General features: G+C 56.5%; 17 protein-coding genes. 7 read left to right on the forward strand and 10 right to left on the reverse strand.

From position 1 onward, the window contains the following. The first annotated feature begins 53 nt into the window (after positions 1-53). From AC2TCY_RS02090 to otnC, 7 genes are read left to right on the forward strand one after another with little or no spacing between them, the layout of a single operon-like run. Positions 54-1061: a Bug family tripartite tricarboxylate transporter substrate binding protein gene (locus tag AC2TCY_RS02090; protein WP_480845143.1), complete on the forward strand. Its 1008-nt coding sequence runs from the start codon at positions 54-56 to the stop codon at positions 1059-1061. Between the two features lie 57 nt (positions 1062-1118). Then, on the forward strand, positions 1119-1868 hold the full coding sequence (locus AC2TCY_RS02095) for a hypothetical protein (protein ID WP_480845144.1): 750 nt from the start codon (positions 1119-1121) through the stop codon (positions 1866-1868). Between the two features lie 4 nt (positions 1869-1872). Then, positions 1873-3384 (forward strand): tripartite tricarboxylate transporter permease, encoded by a 1512-nt coding sequence (locus AC2TCY_RS02100; protein ID WP_480845146.1) that lies wholly within the window; start codon positions 1873-1875, stop codon positions 3382-3384. Then, positions 3384-3671: a putative quinol monooxygenase gene (locus tag AC2TCY_RS02105; RefSeq protein WP_480845148.1), complete on the forward strand. Its 288-nt coding sequence runs from the start codon at positions 3384-3386 to the stop codon at positions 3669-3671. Before AC2TCY_RS02100 ends, AC2TCY_RS02105 begins: the two co-directional genes overlap by 1 nt. Further along, positions 3668-4465 carry an N-acyl homoserine lactonase family protein gene (locus AC2TCY_RS02110; RefSeq protein WP_480845149.1) on the forward strand — a complete coding sequence of 266 codons (798 nt, stop codon included), beginning with the start codon at positions 3668-3670 and terminating at the stop codon, positions 4463-4465. Before AC2TCY_RS02105 ends, AC2TCY_RS02110 begins: the two co-directional genes overlap by 4 nt. Beyond that, positions 4462-5691, forward strand: a complete 1230-nt coding sequence (otnK, locus tag AC2TCY_RS02115) for a 3-oxo-tetronate kinase (RefSeq protein WP_480845150.1) — start codon at positions 4462-4464, stop codon at positions 5689-5691. Before AC2TCY_RS02110 ends, otnK begins: the two co-directional genes overlap by 4 nt. Continuing rightward, complete coding sequence (gene otnC, locus AC2TCY_RS02120) at positions 5688-6320, forward strand: 3-oxo-tetronate 4-phosphate decarboxylase (protein ID WP_480845152.1); 633 nt, start codon at positions 5688-5690, stop codon at positions 6318-6320. Before otnK ends, otnC begins: the two co-directional genes overlap by 4 nt. 309 nt (positions 6321-6629) lie before the next feature. On the opposite strand, the gene AC2TCY_RS02125 is transcribed toward otnC, so the two are convergent. The 10 genes from AC2TCY_RS02125 to AC2TCY_RS02170 form a co-directional block, all read right to left on the reverse strand. Beyond that, positions 6630-7850 (reverse strand): aminopeptidase P family protein, encoded by a 1221-nt coding sequence (locus AC2TCY_RS02125; protein ID WP_480845153.1) that lies wholly within the window; start codon positions 7848-7850, stop codon positions 6630-6632. A 162-nt stretch (positions 7851-8012) separates the two neighbouring features. Then, positions 8013-9224, reverse strand: coding sequence for an ABC transporter permease (locus tag AC2TCY_RS02130; protein ID WP_480845155.1), 1212 nt, complete (start codon positions 9222-9224; stop codon positions 8013-8015). A 5-nt stretch (positions 9225-9229) separates the two neighbouring features. Further along, positions 9230-10507 (reverse strand): ABC transporter permease, encoded by a 1278-nt coding sequence (locus AC2TCY_RS02135; RefSeq protein ID WP_480845156.1) that lies wholly within the window; start codon positions 10505-10507, stop codon positions 9230-9232. A 70-nt stretch (positions 10508-10577) separates the two neighbouring features. Continuing rightward, positions 10578-11669, reverse strand: a complete 1092-nt coding sequence (locus AC2TCY_RS02140; protein WP_480845158.1) for an extracellular solute-binding protein — start codon at positions 11667-11669, stop codon at positions 10578-10580. 102 nt (positions 11670-11771) lie between these two features. After that, on the reverse strand, positions 11772-12872 hold the full coding sequence (locus AC2TCY_RS02145; RefSeq protein ID WP_480845159.1) for an ABC transporter ATP-binding protein: 1101 nt from the start codon (positions 12870-12872) through the stop codon (positions 11772-11774). Between the two features lie 136 nt (positions 12873-13008). Beyond that, positions 13009-13719: a maleate cis-trans isomerase family protein gene (locus AC2TCY_RS02150; RefSeq protein WP_480845160.1), complete on the reverse strand. Its 711-nt coding sequence runs from the start codon at positions 13717-13719 to the stop codon at positions 13009-13011. After that, entirely contained in the window at positions 13716-14861 is a 1146-nt protein-coding gene (locus AC2TCY_RS02155) for a M24 family metallopeptidase (RefSeq protein ID WP_480845161.1), read from the reverse strand. Before AC2TCY_RS02155 ends, AC2TCY_RS02150 begins: the two co-directional genes overlap by 4 nt. Then, the gene (locus AC2TCY_RS02160; protein ID WP_480845162.1) at positions 14858-15901 is read right to left on the reverse strand and encodes a pyridoxal-phosphate dependent enzyme; all 1044 of its coding nucleotides are present in this window, start codon (positions 15899-15901) and stop codon (positions 14858-14860) included. Before AC2TCY_RS02160 ends, AC2TCY_RS02155 begins: the two co-directional genes overlap by 4 nt. Before the next feature lie 260 nt (positions 15902-16161). Continuing rightward, positions 16162-17628 (reverse strand): aldehyde dehydrogenase, encoded by a 1467-nt coding sequence (locus AC2TCY_RS02165; protein WP_480845164.1) that lies wholly within the window; start codon positions 17626-17628, stop codon positions 16162-16164. Between the two features lie 13 nt (positions 17629-17641). Next, positions 17642-18679 (reverse strand): LLM class flavin-dependent oxidoreductase, encoded by a 1038-nt coding sequence (locus tag AC2TCY_RS02170; protein WP_480845166.1) that lies wholly within the window; start codon positions 18677-18679, stop codon positions 17642-17644.

Consider the following 18679-nt stretch of genomic DNA (forward strand, 5'->3'; position numbering starts at 1 on the left):
ATACGCAAATAAATGCAATAACAAACGCACACGTGTTTTGGGAGGACTTGGAAATGAGATTGAGACTTGGGCGGTTTGCGGCCGCAGCCCTGATGGCCACCGGAATTGCAGGGGCTGCAGGTGCGCAGGATTACCCTTATCGCGACATAACGACGGCGGTTGTTTGGGGTGCCGGCGGCGGCACAGACACGATCAACCGGATGATCATGGCCGAGATGGAAAAGCACTTGCCGGTTTCGATCAACGTGATCAATCAAACCGGCGGTGTCGCAGGTTCCAACGGGATGGTTTACGTGATGAACCAGCCAGATGACGGGTACACGCTTGTCGGATTGTCAGAATCCAATGTCACCGCAGCAGTTCAGGGTGGTTGGGACAAGAAGTTCGACTATTGGTACCCATTCATTGTTGGTGGGTCACCAGATCTGATTTCAGTTCCTGCAGATAGCCCGTATAATTCGCTGGAGGAATTGGTCGACGCCGCAAAAGCCGCTCCGGGCACAATTCCTGCGGCCGCGTCAGGTGCAGGATCAATTCACCACCTGAACCTGTTGGCCATTCAGAATGGTGCTGGGGTCGAATTCAAGTTTGTCCCCTACAAGGGATCTGCGCCGGGACAGGAAGCCGCCATTGCGGGTGAAGTTGCCCTGGTTGTGACCTCGTTGGCTGAACAAGCCCCGCTGATTGAAGGTGGTCAGTTGAAACCGCTGGCTATGTTGACACCTGCAGACGCGCAGATTGCCGGCAATACAGTGCCTTCTGCGTTCGGTATGTATGACGGGCTGGACCAGTACTTGCCGCTCAAGCAAGCAATCGGATTTGCCGTGCACAACTCTGCCGGAGATGACGTCAAAACGGCCCTTGGTGAGGCATTTGAAAAAGCGATTGCCTCAGACACGGTGGCAGAATGGGCTACAGCGAACAACTATGATGTTGGCGGTCAACATGGCGCAGATGCGCAGGAGCTGTTTGCCAATCTTGAGGCCACCTTTGCCTATACGCTCCAGGATTTAGGTGCGACTACGGTCGATCCTGCCACACTCGGTATCGAGAAACCCTAAGGTGATTATCAAGAAAGGGCGCGCTTGACCGCGCCCTTTCCTTCTGGAGGCAGGGGAATGGACAAGACCGACGAAACACAAATCCTGCGGGCGCGTGATTTCTGGTCAGCGGTTGTGCTGTTGGCAGTATCGCTGTTTTTTCTCTGGAAGACCTCTGAGATTCCTCTTTGGGGTGAAAACCGGGCAGGCGTAAGCGGAACAGACTGGTATAACTCGGCCGCGATCGTGCCGCTGTTCATATTTGGCGGATTGCTGGTGCTGTCTCTGGTCTTACTGACTGTCTCGATCGGATCTGGTGGCGCACGCAACGCCTTGAACGCTGCGGGTATCGGATGGGACAAGGCTGAATTCTTCCGCAGCTCAACGATTGGGCTCACTCTCCTGGCTTATGTGGTGGGGTTAGTACCCAGAGTGGACTTCATTCTATGCTCTGCGCTGCTGATCACCGCTTTGACCTTCGGTTTCTACGGCGGTCATGCACGACGCGCTTTGGTGGCCTGCATCGCGGTTGTTGCCGCCGGGCTATTCGCATTTGCAAGTTTTCCGAACCAGGCGGATTGGAATGCTCATGGCGACGACTGGGTCACGCTGGTTATTTGGATCGCCCTGACCCTGATAGTGCTGAGCAAGGCCGCATCCGAACGCGCTTTGCGGATCGTGCCACTTGTTGCAATACTGGCGCCGTTCATCCTTGTTTGCGCGATGGCTTTCGTCTTCCGCCAGAATGTTCCCGCGCGCGGTGGGCTCATCTTCAATCAAATCGAATACCACTACTACGTGACGCTTCGTCCGTTATGGAAAGACTAACCGGATGGACTTTATCCTATCGCAACTGGCAGGTTTCGGGTCCGCTCTCGTGGGCTTGGCAGGTGATCCGCTGACCTACCTGTATCTGATCGTATCTGTTTTTCTGGGGATCACGTTCGGTGCTTTGCCTGGGCTGACGGCAACGTTGGCCGTAACGATCCTGACCGGTTTTTTCGGCAACAAGATACCCTTGGACTATTCGCTGATTGCCCTGCTTGGGGCTTATGTTGGCGCGATTTATGGGGGATCGTACCCCTCTATCTTGCTAAACATCCCCGGTACAGCAGCCAGCGCGGCCACTGCCATGGATGGCTACCCTTTGGCGAAGGCGGGTCGCGGAGGCGAAGCTCTGGGCCTCACGACAACTGCCAGCTTCATAGGCACAGTGATTGGGACCATCACGCTTCTGATTTTCGTCTGGGCGCTGCTCTTGGTGTCGAAAAACATCGCCAGCCCTGAGAAGGCACTGCTTGCGCTGTTCGGGATACTTCTTTCGGGCACCTTGATGAGCGAAGACTTGGTTATCAAAGGCTGGATTGCGGGCTTGATTGGACTTGCGATGTCCATGGTCGGGCTTGACCCACTTTTGTCGGAACCGCGTTACACCTTTGGCTGGTCTTATCTGCTGAGCGGGTTTCAGGTGGTTCCTGTACTAATGGGGGCCTTTGCCATTCCTCAAATCATCGACGGTTTGCGCCATGTCGAAGCCGGGAAGGTTCTGGCTCTGAAAGGTCGCATCTTGCCGAACCTCCGATCCATCCGGCGCTACTTGCCCACCATTGGCCGTTCAGGTGTGATCGGAACCGGGGTCGGTGCCCTTCCGGGCGTTGGCGAAGATGTCGCCGGCTGGGTCAGCTATGGGGTTGGCAAGACCGTTTCTTCCGAGGGTGAGAAGTTCGGTCGGGGCTCTTTGGAAGGTCTGTTGTGCTCTGAAACGGCCAACAACGCCTGCATTGGCGGCGCACTGATACCGCTTTTGGTGTTGGGCATCCCGGGTTCGCCCCCAGCCGCAGCATTGATGGGAGCGTTCAAGATCAACAACGTGATCCCGGGTCCGACGATAGATCCTGAGATCATCCTGCGCGTCGTTGCGATTCTGGTGATGGCGTCCTTGACCATGTTCCTGATGGGGCTGTTCACCGCCAGGGTCTTCATCAAGATACTGGCTATTCCTCAGACGATCTTTTTGCCGGTCGTGATGGTATTGACCACGATCGGCTCGTTCAGCGTCGGCGGAGGTATCAATGACCTGTACTTGATGCTGGGTGTCGGCGCTGTGGCCTATTTCATGAACCTGATGAAATACCCAATCGCCCCGTTGGTGATCGGGGTGATCCTGGGCGGATTGTTCGATGAGACCTTCCGCCGTTCGCTATTCCTGTCGGACGGGGATTTGTCGGTTTTCTTTTCGCGTCCCGGTGCGGCCATTCTGCTGGTGCTGAACATTGGCCTGATCCTAAGCCAACTGCCCATCGCCAAGCGCGCATTCTCACGCTTGAAAGGACTGTCTGCCTGATGTTTGCCGTAACTGTTACCTTCACTCTGAAGTCCGGGGTTCGAGAGGCCTTCTTGCCGCTGATGATTGAAAACGCCGCAACCTCACTGCGTGATGAACCCGGATGCCACCAATTCGATGTCTGCCTCGGAGAAGAGCCTGAGGCAGTGTTTCTGTATGAGGTCTATGATGATGGCGCAGCATTTGATGCGCACCTTCAAAGCGCGCACTTCAGGTCCTTCGATGCGGCTGTGGCTGATATGATCGCCGCAAAGACTGTTCACCAGTTTTCCGAGGTCATCCGATGAACGATTGGGAAATCCACGCCGTCAAATATGCTGACCGCAATGCCAGAACGCGGGCCGACAGCTTTATCATCGACGATAATCACGATGCACCCCATGCGATGGATTATTACATGTGGGTCCTGAAACGCGGGGATGAAATGTTGCTGGTCGATACAGGCTATGACTCGACCGAAGGCGCCGCCCGGGGTCGTCCCGTAGCGATGGATCCTCACGAAGCTTTACGTCCACTCGGAATTTCACCAGAAAAAGTTAGCCAGGTGATCGTGACGCATCTTCACTACGACCATGCCGGTGGGCTGCATCTGTTTCCGAATGCCAAGTTGCATATGCAAGCCGCGGAAATGGCATTCGCCACGGGACCTTGCATGTGCGACGACCACCTGCGTGCGCCGTTCACGGCTGACCATGTTTGCGAAGCTGTAAGGCGGCTTTATTCAGGCAAAGTCATCTTCCACGACGGAGATGCACAGATCGCCGACGGTGTGACGGTTCACTGCATTGGCGGGCACTCGCGCGGGCTGCAATGCGTTCGGGTGCGAACGGGTGTTGGTTGGATGGTTTTGGCCTCGGACGCTTCGCATTATTACGAGAACTTCATGGCCCGCAAGGCCTTTCCCATCGTTGTTGACCTGCAAGAAATGATGGATGGGTTTGAAACATTAGAAATGCTGGCGTCACATCCCAAGTTGATCGTGCCGGGCCATGACCCGCTTGTCCGCGACGTTTTTCCCGTCGGCGCAGCACCTCATATCCACCGGCTGGACCCGGGGCCTATCGCGGAGATCGAAATATGAAGATCGGTGTGATCGCTGATGACTTTACCGGAGCCTCAGACATCGCATTGACGTTGGCCGAAGCCGGAATGCGCGTTTGTCAGTTCATCGGCGTTCCCGAAAACCCCGTAATCAAGGATCTGGACGCCGGTGTCGTGGCCCTGAAATCCCGTACAACACCGGCCAGCGAGGCGAAACAAGACAGTCTCGAAGCATGTGATTGGTTGCTGGCCCAAGGTGCGGAACAGATCGTATTCAAAGTTTGCTCGACTTTCGACAGCACGTCTGCAGGAAATATCGGCCCTGTTCTGGATGTGCTGTCGGACCATTTGAAGGCAGAAGGTGTGATCGTCTGTCCAGCGTTCCCCGAGAACGGACGCAGTGTCTATCAAGGGCATTTGTTTGTTCAGGACAAGTTGCTGAACGAAAGTGGCATGCAGGATCACCCCCTGACCCCCATGCGTGATGGTGATTTGAGGCGCGTTCTGGGAGCTCAGTCTTCCAAACCTATTCATCACGTGAATGCTTTGACGGTGATGCGGGGGGCGGCTGCTATTCGCGCCGCGTTACCGGCTACTGGTCACACTATTGTGGACGCGATCCGCGATGCCGATTTGCTGGAAATTGGCAAGGCTGCCAAAGGTGCGCCATTGCTATGTGGTGGTTCCGGTATTGCACTGGGATTGCCTGCAAACTTCGATATCGCCACCACAGAACCATCATGGTCTGCCATACAAGGCCCGGGCGTTGTCCTTTCGGGCTCGTGCAGCAGGGCTACTCGTCACCAGGTGGAAGTTTACAAGGAACTGGCCCCACATCGCGAAATCAGCGCAGCAGATGCCGTGAAGGGGAATGTCGATACACAGAAGCTGGCTGATTGGGTGCTGGCGCAGCGTGTGCCGCCCCTGGTTTACTCTTCGGCGGATCCTGAATTGGTAAAGGCGGCACAAATAGAATTCGGCTCGGATCGTGCGGCCTCTGCAATCGAAGCGCTCTTTTCCGATCTTTCAGCTCAGTTGCTCGCCAAAGGTGTCACCCGATTTGTCGTGGCAGGAGGTGAGACTTCTGGCGCCGCGGTCAAAGGACTTCAGGCGCAAGCACTGGAAATCGGCCCGCGAATGGCCGCCGGGGTGCCAGTGTTGCGCCTTCACTGCGCACACCCAATCGCTTTGGCGCTGAAATCGGGCAATTTCGGAGATCAAAACTTCTTCGCAGATGCCCTTGCCAGAATGGAGCAATCGGGATGAGCGAAGAGTCCAAGTTGCGCGAAGAGATCTGTGTTCTGGGGAAGTCTATGTTTGACCGGGGGCTCACCTGTGGCGCGTCTGGGAATATTTCGGCGCGACTATCCGACGGAACTTTGCTGATGACGCCCACAGGCAGTTCCATGGGTTTTTTGGATCCCGCACGCGTCAGCCGTCTGGACAAAGACCTGCAACTTTTGAGTGGTGACCGTCCAACAAAGGAAACGCCACTACATACGGCGTTTTATGATACCCGCAGCGGGACCGGAGCAGTCGTTCATTTGCATTCAACGCATTCGGTCGCATTGTCGATGCTACCGGAAACGGACCCCGACGACGTGCTGCCTCCGCTTACGCCCTATTCGATAATGAAGCTGGGAAAGGTCAAGCTGCTTCCATTCTTTTTACCTGGTGACGCGGCGATGGGCGACGCTGTGAGAGGTTTGGCTGGGCAACGCACTGCAGTCCTGTTGGCCAACCACGGACCTGTTGTTGCTGGAAGAGACTTGCAAGCCGCGGTGTTTGCGATGGAAGAACTGGAGGAAACCGCAAAACTTGCTTTGCTTACTCATGGACTGAAGCCAAAGGCCCTTAGCATGGAGGAAATGCGTGCCGTTCAGAACATTGGCTAACCATCGCCCGTGTGACCGGTGATTTTGTAGAGAAGCAAACCTTTACCCAAGGTTCGATAATAGCCAGTTTCAACAGGGGCGGAAGGTGCTCGTATTCTAGCTCCAGGCAGCAATCAGGTAGTTTTATCGAATAACTAGCTAATTTTGTGCGGCTACGCGGCCGAGTTTGTACGGGGCGAATATTGCGAGGCACTGGCTTGCTCGGGCGAAACTGAGGCAAGCAATACTCCTGCTAAATATTCTTGGCCCAACTCTGCGTGCAGCCGAGGCGCTTGAAATAGGGTGGAGCACATGCTCCACCCGTTTAGATCAGGCACCGATGATGTTATGACCCGGACCATATGGGAATCCGGTGATATTCTCGGCCCCGTCCTCGCCGACAACGAGGATATCATGTTCACGGTAGCCGCCCGCACCAGGCTGTCCTTCGGGAATCCACAGCATCGGTTCAATGGACACGACCATGCCAGGCTCGAGTACCGTGTCGATATCCTCGCGCAACTCCAGCCCTGCCTCGCGCCCATAGTAGTGGCTGAGAATGCCAAAGGAATGGCCATAACCGAATGAGCGGAATTGCAGCAGCCCTTCGTCCGCAAAGAAGCGGTTGATCTCGGCAGTGATGCCGGAACAGGTAGCACCGGGTTTGATCAGGCTGAGACCCAGTTCATGTGCAGCAACGTTGGCCTTCCAAAGGCGCAGGCTGTCTGCGTCCGGTTCTCCCAGAAACAAAGTACGTTCCAAGGCCGTGTAATAGCCCGAGATCATTGGGAAGGTGTTCAGTGACAGGATATCACCCTTTTGCAAGGCGCGTTTGGTGACAGGATTGTGTGCGCCGTCTGTGTTCAGACCGGATTGGAACCAAACCCAGGTGTCGCGGTACTCGGCGTCCGGATAGGCCCGGGCGATTTCGGCTTCCATGGCGTCGCGTCCTGCCATGGCAATCTCTATCTCAGTTGCGCCCTCGCGGATCGCGGCGTGAATAGCCGCGCCGCCAACGTCGGCGGTTCGGGCACCACCTTTGATCAGTTCGATCTCTTCTGCGGACTTGACCATGCGGGCAGCCATTGTGTCGGGCGCAATGTCGAGCAGCTCGGGCCCACCCAGCATGTTCAGCGCCGTGTCGCGCACCGCGAGCGTCATGTGATCGCTTTCGATGCCGACCCGTCTGGCATTCCCAATCAGGCTGGCAACCGCGCGCCAATAATTGTCACGCTTCCAGTCGGTGTAGATCACGTTGTCTTCGACTGATCGACGCCAGGGTTGCCCGGCATCGATATTTGCCGAAACGGTGGTGCAAGTATCCTGCGTGACAACGCAGCCATAGGGTCGGCCGAAGGTGCAGTACAGAAAGCCCGAGTAATAGGCGATGTTCTGCATCGAGGTCAGCAGAACCACAGGGATATCCCGTTTTGCCATGATAGCGCGCAGTGCAGTCAGGCGGCGATCATACTCGGCCTTGCTGAACGGCAGCGGGGCTTTGTCGCCATTGTGGCAGGTGAAGAATTCGGGGCGGTTGGACGTATCTGTCATCTCAGGTCTCTCAACTTTGCCGGATGTGCAAAACCCGGCCACATGTCCCGGCGTTCAGGACAGGCGGTCTCGGGGTCCGAGAGCCGATCATCCCCGTGAGAGCCGCGACGCCATCGCGGCGGGGATGAACGGGTGAATCGTTAAATCAGACAGATTGCTCCGTCAAGCGGGAGAGAGACCCCGCAACCGTTCCGAGCGGCGCCGCAGCAGTTCAACGGTTGTCAGCAACGCAATCGAGAGGACCACAAGGATCGTCGCAACCGCCAGAATGGTTGGGCTGATCTGTTCGCGCAGACCCGTGAACATCTGCCAGGGCAGAGTCTTCTGACTGGCGGAACCCACAAACAGCACCACAACAACTTCATCGAATGAGGTGATGAATGCGAACAGACCGCCTGAGATCACGCCCGGCAAGATCAGCGGCATCTGGATCTTGAAGAAGGTGCGGACCGGACCGGCCCCCATATTTGCCGCGGCGCGTGTCAGCGAGCGATCAAAGCCGACCAGCGTCGCAGTCACGGTGATGATGACAAATGGAATACCCAGAACGGCGTGTGCCAGGATGACTTTCAGGTAGCCCACAAAGTTCTTGTTCATGCCCAGCGTACCTTCGAGGAACCGTCCGATGTCGCTGTAGAAAAAGAACATGCCCGTCGCCGAGATGATTAAAGGGACGATCATAGGAGAAATCAGGATGCCCATGATCGCCCGGCGCCCCGGGACGTGGGATTGGCTAAGCCCGATGGCGGCCAAAGTCCCCAGCGAGACCGAAATGATCGTCGCTATCGGCGCGATGATCAGCGAGTTCTTGAAGCTGCGCTGCCATTCGTTGTTGGTGAAGAAGTCCCGGTAGTGTTTAAGCGAATACCCTTCGGGATCCAGCCGCAGCATCTCGGGTGTGAAGGTAAAGAAGTCCTGTGCGTTGAAAGACAGCGGCAGAACCACAAGGATCGGCGTGATCAGGAAGACAAAAATTGCGCCGCAGATGACTCGGAACAGGTAGTGATAAAAGACCTGCTGAGCCGTCAGATAGGGCAGCAGTTTGCGACGATACCGCCCTTCGTAAAGCCAATAGATGAACCAACTGAAGAACCAGCCGCCCAAAAGGCCAAGAACGCCGCCCACCAGGCCGGAAGCAAAAAAGCCCACAATGCCGAAGCCCAGGATGGTGATCCAGCGGGCAAGGTTTTCGTTTTTCAGTATGTTTATGTAGACCCAGGCCAATGCGGATATCAGGACCGCTCCGCCCAGAATTCCCAGAAAGACTGAACCGTTGCCTGCGCCAACGAAGATGCCTGCGAAGGCACCTGCCAAGGCAACGCTGGGCAGAACCATGGACATCGGCTTGCGGGATATCGGTGTGAGTGCGGCCATATTGATTATCCCAACTTCACGTTATCGATGCCCACGATTTTGTCGTAGACCCAGTAGAGCAGCAGCACGACGCCCAGTAGGATCGTACCCAAGGCCGCGGCAAGCCCCCAGTTCAGCGAGGACGAGATGTGGTAGGCGATCCGGTTCGAGATGAATACGCCCTTGGTGCCGCCCACAATTTCGGGGGTGATGTAGTAGCCAATTGCCAGAATGAACACGAGGATTGAGCCCGCACCGATGCCTGGAATGGATTGCGGGAAGTAAATACGCCAGAACGTTGTCCAGTTGGTCGCCCCCATGGACTTTGCTGCGCGCGTGTATGACGGCGGGATGGTCTGCATCACCGAATACATCGGTAGAATCATGAACGGCAAAAGGATGTGCGTCATGGCAGTGATTGTGCCGATCTGGTTATTGATGATGATCAGCCGGGCATCATCGGCAACCAACCCCAGCCAGACCAGCGTGTCATTGATCACACCCTGCTGTTGCAGCATGACCTTCCAGGCCGAGGTTCGCACCAGAAGGGATGTCCAGAAAGGCAGAAGTACCAGGATCATCAGCAGGTTCGAGACCCGCATCGGCAGGGTCGCCAGCAGGTAGCTGACCGGATAGGCCAGCAGGATGCAGGCCCCGGTGATCACCAGTGACATGAACAGTGTACGACCAAAGAGTTTGATCAGAATCTGTTTGTCCTCGGGCTGTGATTGCGCGCCTTCGGGGGTGCGGCGCATGTCGACCGCGTTCAGGAAATAGCCGTTGGTGACGGCAGGTGAGTGGGTTTTGATCACCGACCATGTCTGCGGCTCACCCCAGCCATCGTGAATCTCGATCACCTGTTCCTTGAACGGCCCGTCTGTTTCGGGGTCCAGCTTGCCCATTTTCCGACCCGAGCGGCGGAACATCGAAGACATGCCGGTCTCTTCGTAGTTCAGACGCGAGCCCAGTCGGGTATGTGTCTTGTTGTCGACGGCCACAACCATATCGCGGACAAAGGCGTCATAGACTGCCTCCTCCGGCAATTCGCCGCTGGTCTCATCCCAGTTCTGCAGCGCCTCGACCGTCAGCGGCAGCGTTTCCTGGACGATGCTGTTTTCCACCGACCGGAACAGCATCGAGGCAATGGGCACAATGAACGAGAACATCACGAACAGCAGCAGAGGTGCCACCAGCATCAGAGCCCGAAGTTTCTGCCGTCGCAGCGACCGCGCCAGTGATTGCTTGAGCGGTGTTCCATCGGCGGCCAGCATCGGACCGGAGTTTTGTTGGGTGGCGTCAGTCATCGGTGCCCCTTGGGTACTTTTGGGGCCGGGGGCGACTGATCGCCCCCGACAATCTTAGGAAATCAGACGGTTATTGCGCCAGCCACGCCTGGAATTTGGCGTCGATATCGTCGCGGTAATCCGCCCAGAACTCGTAGTTATACAGGAACGTGTTCTTGGCGTTTTCCGGATCGGTCGGCATATGAGGTGCCATTTCGATGCCTAGATCGGCGTGCTGACCGACCAGCGGAGCCGACGAGGCACGGGCCGGGCCGTACGAGATGTACTTGGCCTGATCCGCCAGACGCTGGGTGTCGGTTGCGAACATGATGTAGTCCAGCGCACGCTGCTGACGCTCTTCGCTCAGGCCGGCGGGGATGATCCAGCCGTCAAGGTCAAACACCTGTGCGTCCCACAGCATAGCAACGGGCTGCTTCTGTTCTTCGATCACGCTGAACAAACGGCCGTTGTAGGTCGAACCCATGATGACTTCGCCATCCGCCAGCAATTGCGGCGTGTCTGCACCTGCAGACCACCAGACAACGCTGTCCTTGATGGTGCCCAGCTTGGCAAGTGCTTGGTCCTGCCCTTCAGGGGTAGCAAGAACGTCATAGACGTCATCTTTGGCTACACCGTCACAGAGCAGAGCCCATTCCATGTTGTTGATCGGGCGCTTCTCGAGCGAGCGCTTGCCCGGATAGGTTTCCAGATCGAACACGGCACAGATGTCGGTTGGCGGGGTGTCGCCCACCAGATCTGTACGATAGCCAAAGGTGGTCGAATATACGATCTGCGGGATAAAGCAGTCGCTGACCAGTAGGTCACCAAAATCCTCGGAGGCAGGCGTGCCATCCGGGGCTGCAGCCAGTTGGCTGTCGAAATCGATCTCAAGCGCCAAGCCTTCGTCGCACAAGCGGATCGCGTCTGCTGCGACCACGTCAACCACGTCCCAGGTGATGTTGCCCGCTTCGTTCATCGCGCGCAGCTTGGCAACGGCCTCGTTCGAGCTGTCGTCGTTCAGAATGGTGACACCGGTCTTTTCCGAATAGGGCTCGTGATACGCCTTAAGCTGCGACTTGGAATAGGCGCCACCCCAAGACACGATGGTCATTTCTTCGGCAGCAGATGCCCCCGCAACGGCCGCAAGGGCGACTGCCGTCAATAAAGTTGTTGTTGGTTTCATGTGTTACTCCCAGTACTTCCCGTTTGTTGTATGGTCGGCTGATGCACGGGTTTTCATCAGCCGGTCCCTCAGCTTGGCTCCGCTTGTCTCGCGCAGCTTGGTCTATGCGTCGAGCGCACGACAATCCTGGGCCAGCCAGCCAATCTCGATCTCCTGACCTGGGGTCAGGCGGACGGCGTCCGGCGCATTTCGGGTTTTGACGATGAATTCATCATTACCTGCCACCGACATGCGGAACCGAAACACGTCGCCCATATAAATGAACTCTTTGACGGTTGCTTTCAGGGTATGCGCATCCGCATGCAGGCGGTCTTTGTTGAATTCAACTCGTTCGGGCCGGATTGACACTTTGGTCCGCTCGCCGGGTTTGTGGACATTGATCGGAACTGCATCAATTTCCGAGCCATCATCCAGCTGGACAAGGCACGTGTCGCCGTCGATCGATTTCACGACACCTTCCATGGTGTTGTTCTCACCGATGAACTGCGCGACGAAGCTGTTTTCCGGCTCTTCATACAGTTGATCAGGCGGTGCAAGCTGCTGAATACGCCCGTCGTCAAACACCGCAACACGATCGGACATGGTCAGAGCTTCGGTCTGGTCGTGTGTCACGTAAACGGTGGTGATCCCCAACTCATGCGCAAGGCGCGTGATTTCGAATTGCATGTGTTCGCGAAGCTGCTTGTCCAGCGCGCCCAGCGGTTCATCCATCAAAACCAGCTCGGGCTCGAACACCAGGGCACGCGCCAATGCGATCCTCTGTTGCTGTCCACCCGACAATTGCGCAGGGCGGCGGCTTCCGAATTCGCCCATCTGAACCATGTCCAGCGCGCGTTTTACTTTTGCCTCGCGTTCGGATTTGCCCAGCTTGCGAACCTCAAGCGGAAACGAGAGGTTCTCGGCCACCGTCATGTGCGGGAACAAGGCATAGTTCTGGAACACCATCCCGATGCCGCGTTTGTGCGGCGGGATATTGTTGATGGGGCGTCCATCAAGAAGGATTTCACCATGGGTTGCGGTTTCAAACCCGGCAAGCATCATCAGACAGGTCGTCTTGCCCGATCCCGAAGGCCCGAGCATCGTCAGAAATTCGCCCTTCGGCAGTGCCAGATTGAGGTCTTTTACGACGAGAATTTCGCCATCATAAGACTTTTGAACGCGTTGAAATTCGACAAACGCGGCGTCGTTCGTTGTTTCGGTCACAAGACCCCCTGTTTCGTCAAATGATTATCCGAAAGCATCGGATTTCATTGATCAGTAGGCATCAGTAAAGACCGAGCGGCATACGTATTGCAACAGTGAATACGATATTTGCGGGCTTAGGTGTCGGATTGAGAATTCAATTGGTGCAATTCAGATGTCTCATATGCCATGCTAGACTTTGATTGCTGGAAAGCACAGGTTTACCAATTCTTGCGCGAATCTCTGGAATAGCGTCACGGGTTCTAAGGTTGGTGCAACTCAGGAAAATTGCATCCACCGTTGGATCTGATCCCAGCCGTGTTGCCGCCTCGACCACGGATTGATTGGAAATCCGAACGACCTTGGCTTCTTCGGCTTCTCCGAATGTGCCAAACACATCGGTCGTTATCCCGCTCTCTGCAAAGGCTCGGCGCAGAGGCACGTTGACCTCTTCAATATAGGGAGACAACAACGCGAATTTCGAAACACCAAGGCTTTCGGCACACGCCGCGGCTGCGCGCAACGGATTTGTAACCTCGGCCGTGTTGCAGGTTTGTTTGACAAGTTGCGCCACACGTTCGGATCCGATGACCGAACTTGCCGATGTGCAGCCGTACCCCACAACACGGTAAGGCCTTGCGCTGGGGAGCAATTCCGCAGCCGCAGGCAAGGCAGTTTCCATTTCAGCCAAGCTGTCCGTGGTCACTTCGGTGCCACTCGGAATTCGGGTCACGTGGATCGGGTATTTTCGATCCGAGAAATACGCGCTGAACTCCGGCTCGAGCGTTTCATCCGTCTGCAGCACAATCAGGCCAAGCGGTGAGGCTTGCGGATCGTCCTGGTCCAGGGTGTACGGAATGTGTGTCATAGTTCGATCATCTCCGACCCGATACGCGGGCTTAAAAAGCGCGGTTTCCCATCCGTAACAACGATGTTCTCTTCATGAACCAGTATCTTGCCACCGACCGCTATGCCCGGCTCCAGTGTCAGAACCATGCCCGCCTCAAGAACAGTGTCATCGGTCGGAATGAGAGAGGGCCATTCAGTCAGCGACATCCCCAACCCGTGCCCCAACCGTCCTGCATCCGTGCCTTCTGCATCTTTGGTAAGGATGTTGTTCATAGCGTGAAACAAGTCCGCGGCGGTTGCGCCCGGCTGGGCGATATCGAGCGCGGCGTCCGAGGCTTCGATGAGCCTGGCATGGGCGGAATTCACGTCAGAATTCGCTGGACCAACGGACCAGTTGCGGTCGAAATCAGAAAAATACCCATCCCAAACCAATCCTGTGTCCAGCATCAAGACATCTCCTGATACCAAAGGGGTTGGGCGGGCAGGTGAGATAACGTCGCTATATCCGCCTTGTTCTGCTCCACCGGCCAGGTAGGGGACCCAATCAGCTCCTTCTTCCAGACAGAGTATTTGAAACTTGCGGAACACCTCGTCCAGCGGAACACCGGCTTTGGCGATCTCGGGAACACGTGCAAAGGCCCGGCCAGCTATGCCACAAGCGGTCTCAATCTTGGCAATCTCGGCTGCGGATTTGACAATGCGCAGGGCGCGCAGAATACCGTTATCGCCCACTATCCCGCGCGTGCCGAGTTTTCCACGTAAACGCTCAATATCTGCCAAGGGCATACGCGCATGGGTCTCATGGCCATCAGGCATTCCGACGCGACCATCTAGTGGTGTCAGTTCCGTCAGAGCATCTGCCAAAAGCGAAACACCGTCGTCCCTCAAATCTGGTGAACTCCAGCTTCGGATGTCATCGATCCATGTCTGACCCATGAGCGCGGCCCCGATAGACGGGATCACGGCAACAGGTTTTCCCTTGGCGGGGACGATCAGATACCAGGGACGCGTCGGGCTTTCCCAGAAACGGGTCAGGTACCCAGTGAAGTAACGCACGTCCGTTTCGGTGGTCAGCAATAAGGCAGAGAGACCGGCTGCTTCCATCAGCTCTTGTGCGCGTTTTGTGCGCGTCTCGAATTCGGTCTGCTCGAACCCTCTCATTCCGCGATCTCCGATAGAACGCACAAAACGCGCGACCGGTCATCGATTGCCATCGCCTGTCTGGCCTCGTTATTCATTACGGCTGCTATCCCTGCGCCGCCGGACGCCGTTGTTTTCAACCCCGCATCCGCGATCACGTCCAATTGCCGGGCCACTTCCTCGTCGGTCAGCGTCAGGAAGAGATCGGCGTCTCTGGCCAACCCATTCAATGCGATCAGTGAAGGCTCTTTGCAATCCAGTCGCCCCATGATGCTGTCCGGCCCATTCGCAAAGACGCACTTTCCGGCCGTAATGCTTGCTTGCAAGGCAGGAGCGGCCTCGGGTTCGACCACGATGATCTTGGGCGCGTTGCCCCAAACTGTTCGCGCGTAAGCTGCGACTGCTCCGGCTAAACCGCCAACACCAGCCTGCAGGAGTATATGCGTGGGCGGCTCTGGACATTGTCCTGCCGCTTCTGCCCCCATTTGCAGGTACCCCTCCATCAAAATGTGCGGCAGATCAAAATAGCCATCCCACGAACTATCCGACAGGAGAATCCATCCGTTTTCCCTGGCTGCCGCGCTTGCTGCTTCCATGCTGGCGGCGTAGTCGGCGCCGCTGCGCACGACGTCCGCATTTTGGGCGCGCAGGCGTTGGGCAAAGCGCTCGGGAACGGTGTCGGCAATATGTACGACTGCCTTTGCACCGAACATTTTGGCGCCAGCGGCGACGCTCATTCCATGGTTTCCAGCGCTGGCAGTGCCGTAGGTAGTGCCAGCAAGCGTGTTTGCGCCTGGTTTGCTTGTTTTTTCTGCGGCGTGACGAGCAATCACATACGCCGCGCCAAGGGCTTTGAACGACCCAAGGTTCATTCGAGTGCGCTCGTCCTTGACCCAAAACTGAGAAACTGGTGCTAACTCACTGGCGTCGACAAGAGGAGTTTCCTTCGCCGCTGGGCACGCAGATAGCAAGTCCGCCACTCTGGCCGCATCCGTTGATGGGTAAGGTGCGGAGGGAACAATTTTTTGACCCGCCCGATGAGGATTGTTGATGATCTGCATGCCCGCTCCGAGAACTCGATCCAATGACGTGATCCGATTGACGGAATTGTGTCAACTCAGTTTGTTTTCGATGGGCGATGCCGGCGTCCCGGCTTCCATCGCGGGAAAACGACCACCGCTGACCGATACATGGGATGCCAAGGCCACAATAGGTCTGAGATGTCGCGCCGTCGACCACCCGTAAGACCAACCCAATCGCGCCAGCGCAGCGTTGGTCGATGGTTTGGACACCGGTCTGTTTCAGCAGTTGATAGTGTTCGCTAGCGCATAACAAAGGGATCGGGGATCGGGTCATCGCTTGTGCGCAGCCAGACCGCTTTAACTTTGGTATAGTCCAGTGCCGCCTGCAATCCGCCCTCTCTCCCGTGACCCGAAAGCCCATGTCCGCCAAAAGGCGCAACTGGGCTGACCGCGCGATATGTGTTCACCCACACTATCCCGGCGCGCAAGCCGCGCATCATTCGATGTGCCCGGGTCAGATCCTTTGTGAACAACCCCGATGCCAGCCCGAATTCAGTGTCATTGGCCAACCGCAAAGCTTCTGCTTCAGTGTTAAAGCCGACGACGGACAAGACTGGCCCGAAGAATTCATTCGTCAGGCATGGGGCGTCCGGGGCATCCGAGCAATCGATGATTGTCGGTGGGAAATAGTACCCCTCACGATCCGTTGCCTTGCCGCCTGTGATGACACTGGCGCCAGCCGCTTCCGACGCCGCGATCAGGTCTGTCGCCTTGCTGATCTGACCCGAAGTGCACAATGGCCCAACTTCCGTTGCCATGTCGTCTGGGTTTCCGATCACCACGCTTTCGGCGTTTTCTTTGAGGCGGGCCAGGAACACAGTTTTGATCTTATTGGAAACGATAAGCCGCGAACCAGCGACACAGCTTTGACCCGTGGCTGCAAAAATGCCCGAGACCTGAGCGTTTACGGCGCTTTCGATGTCGGCGTCTTCGAACACAATGAAGGGCGATTTGCCGCCGAGTTCCAGCGAAGTGGACGCAAGGTTCTCGGCAGAATTACGCACTACATGGCGTGCAGTTTCCGGCCCGCCGGTAAATGCAACGTGGTCGACTTTTGGGTGGCTGGTCAGGACAGCGCCGCAATCTGCGCCAAAACCGGTGATTATGTTGAGAACGCCCTTTGGGAAACCTGCCTGATCAAAGATGCGGGCAAATTCAAGCATCGGTGCCGGGCCGTCTTCTGAAGCTTTCAGAACGACCGTGCAACCAGCCGCCAAGGCAGGGCCGATCTTCACTGCGGACAGGAACAATTGTGAATTCCACGGGACGACCGCGGCAACCACGCCGACCGGTTCCCGGCGCAGCCAGACCTCCATGTCCGGCTTGTCGATCGGTAAATGCGCGCCTTCGATTTTGTCTGCAAGACCCGCGTAGTATCGATAGTATTCGGCAACATAAGCTACCTGCGCAGAGGTTTCGCGAATGATCTTACCCGTATCACGGGTTTCCAGCGCGGCCAGGGTCTGAGCGTTTTCTTCGACCAGATCAGCCAGCCGGTACAGCAGCTTACCCCGGGCCGCAGCAGTCATGTTTGCCCATTCCGGCGCGAAGAATGCAGCCTCGGCCGCATCTACGGCCGCGTTTACATCTGCGGCTTTGGCCTCGGGCATCATCGCCCAAACGGCGCCGCTTGCCGGATCTCGACTTTCAAACCGTGCAGAACCGTTTGAAAACTCACCGTCTATGTATTGCTGAAACTGCTGCATCTATCCCGAGCCCTCAATGAAATGCCGGCATGACATCTTTGATGAACCGCTCAAGCGAAGCCTTCTTGCGTTCAAAACTCATACTGCTGTCGATCCAAAATGAATACTCATCATAACCCAGCGCTTCCGATATGCGGATACGCTCGATCACGGTTTCAGCGGTGCCAACCACAAGATCCCGCTCCATGGCGTCAGGCGTATAAAACGGGTGCGCCGCGATGTCTTCTTCGGTGAGGGGGTCAATCAGGCCTTGAGCGATCTCGCGCTTGTTCATGAACCAAGCGCCGAAATAGCAGAAAAAGCGGTTCAACTCTTTGGCGGCAAGCTTCGCGTCGGCTTCGTCCTCTGCCACGTAGGTATGTCGCAGCAACATGATCTTGGGGCGTGGGACTTCGGGAAATTTCTGGCAGGCCGCGTTGAATTTCGACATCAGGTTCTCGACCTCGTCGTCCCCGTTCCACAATGGTGTGACCTGCACGTTGCAGCCATTCGAAACAGCGAACTCATGGCTGTTCGGGTCTCGCGCAGCGACCCAGATTGGCGGGCCGTTTGGTTGCAGCGGTTTGGGGGCTGACGTCGTTTTAGGGAATTGTGTGAATTGCCCGTCGTGTTCGTAATCGCCCTGCCACAGGGCCTTCACCGCCGGGACAAGTTCGCGCATACGTTGGCCTGCCTCCCAGGCGTCCATTCCCGGCATAAGCCGCTCATACTCAAAACTGTACGCACCACGAGCAACGCCCAAATCAAGACGCCCATCCGTAATGATGTCAGTCATGGCCGCTTCACCCGCCAGTCGGATTGGATGCCAGAAGGGCGCGACAACGGTGCCGGTCCCCAATCGGACGTGTTTTGTGTGACGTGCGACGTCAACCAAACTCAGAAACGGGTTGGGTGCGATGGTAAAATTCATGCCATGGTGTTCGCCAGTCCAAATCGCATGCATCCCACCGTCGTCCGCGATCTTGCATAGCTGAAGGAACTCTTCGTAAAGCTGCCGCTGATCCTGTTCCTCCGAAATGCGTTCCATGTGCGCGAATAACGAGAACTTCAT

This window comes from Ruegeria sp. HKCCD7181, assembly GCF_057221055.1.

What these genes read in the sequence shown, in the direction of transcription:
- otnC (WP_480845152.1), top strand. Translation starts at nt 5,688, where the DNA reads ATGAGCGAAGAGTCCAAGTTGCGCGAAGAGATCTGTGTTCTGGGGAAG.
- AC2TCY_RS02165 (WP_480845164.1), bottom strand. Translation starts at nt 17,628, where the DNA reads ATGCAGCAGTTTCAGCAATACATAGACGGTGAGTTTTCAAACGGTTCT.
- AC2TCY_RS02095 (WP_480845144.1), top strand. Translation starts at nt 1,119, where the DNA reads ATGGACAAGACCGACGAAACACAAATCCTGCGGGCGCGTGATTTCTGG.
- AC2TCY_RS02125 (WP_480845153.1), bottom strand. Translation starts at nt 7,850, where the DNA reads ATGACAGATACGTCCAACCGCCCCGAATTCTTCACCTGCCACAATGGC.
- AC2TCY_RS02140 (WP_480845158.1), bottom strand. Translation starts at nt 11,669, where the DNA reads ATGAAACCAACAACAACTTTATTGACGGCAGTCGCCCTTGCGGCCGTT.
- AC2TCY_RS02150 (WP_480845160.1), bottom strand. Translation starts at nt 13,719, where the DNA reads ATGACACACATTCCGTACACCCTGGACCAGGACGATCCGCAAGCCTCA.
- otnK (WP_480845150.1), top strand. Translation starts at nt 4,462, where the DNA reads ATGAAGATCGGTGTGATCGCTGATGACTTTACCGGAGCCTCAGACATC.
- AC2TCY_RS02110 (WP_480845149.1), top strand. Translation starts at nt 3,668, where the DNA reads ATGAACGATTGGGAAATCCACGCCGTCAAATATGCTGACCGCAATGCC.
- AC2TCY_RS02155 (WP_480845161.1), bottom strand. Translation starts at nt 14,861, where the DNA reads ATGAGAGGGTTCGAGCAGACCGAATTCGAGACGCGCACAAAACGCGCA.
- AC2TCY_RS02105 (WP_480845148.1), top strand. Translation starts at nt 3,384, where the DNA reads ATGTTTGCCGTAACTGTTACCTTCACTCTGAAGTCCGGGGTTCGAGAG.
- AC2TCY_RS02090 (WP_480845143.1), top strand. Translation starts at nt 54, where the DNA reads ATGAGATTGAGACTTGGGCGGTTTGCGGCCGCAGCCCTGATGGCCACC.
- AC2TCY_RS02170 (WP_480845166.1), bottom strand. Translation starts at nt 18,679, where the DNA reads ATGAAGTTCTCGTTATTCGCGCACATGGAACGCATTTCGGAGGAACAG.
- AC2TCY_RS02160 (WP_480845162.1), bottom strand. Translation starts at nt 15,901, where the DNA reads ATGCAGATCATCAACAATCCTCATCGGGCGGGTCAAAAAATTGTTCCC.
- AC2TCY_RS02100 (WP_480845146.1), top strand. Translation starts at nt 1,873, where the DNA reads ATGGACTTTATCCTATCGCAACTGGCAGGTTTCGGGTCCGCTCTCGTG.
- AC2TCY_RS02130 (WP_480845155.1), bottom strand. Translation starts at nt 9,224, where the DNA reads ATGGCCGCACTCACACCGATATCCCGCAAGCCGATGTCCATGGTTCTG.
- AC2TCY_RS02135 (WP_480845156.1), bottom strand. Translation starts at nt 10,507, where the DNA reads ATGACTGACGCCACCCAACAAAACTCCGGTCCGATGCTGGCCGCCGAT.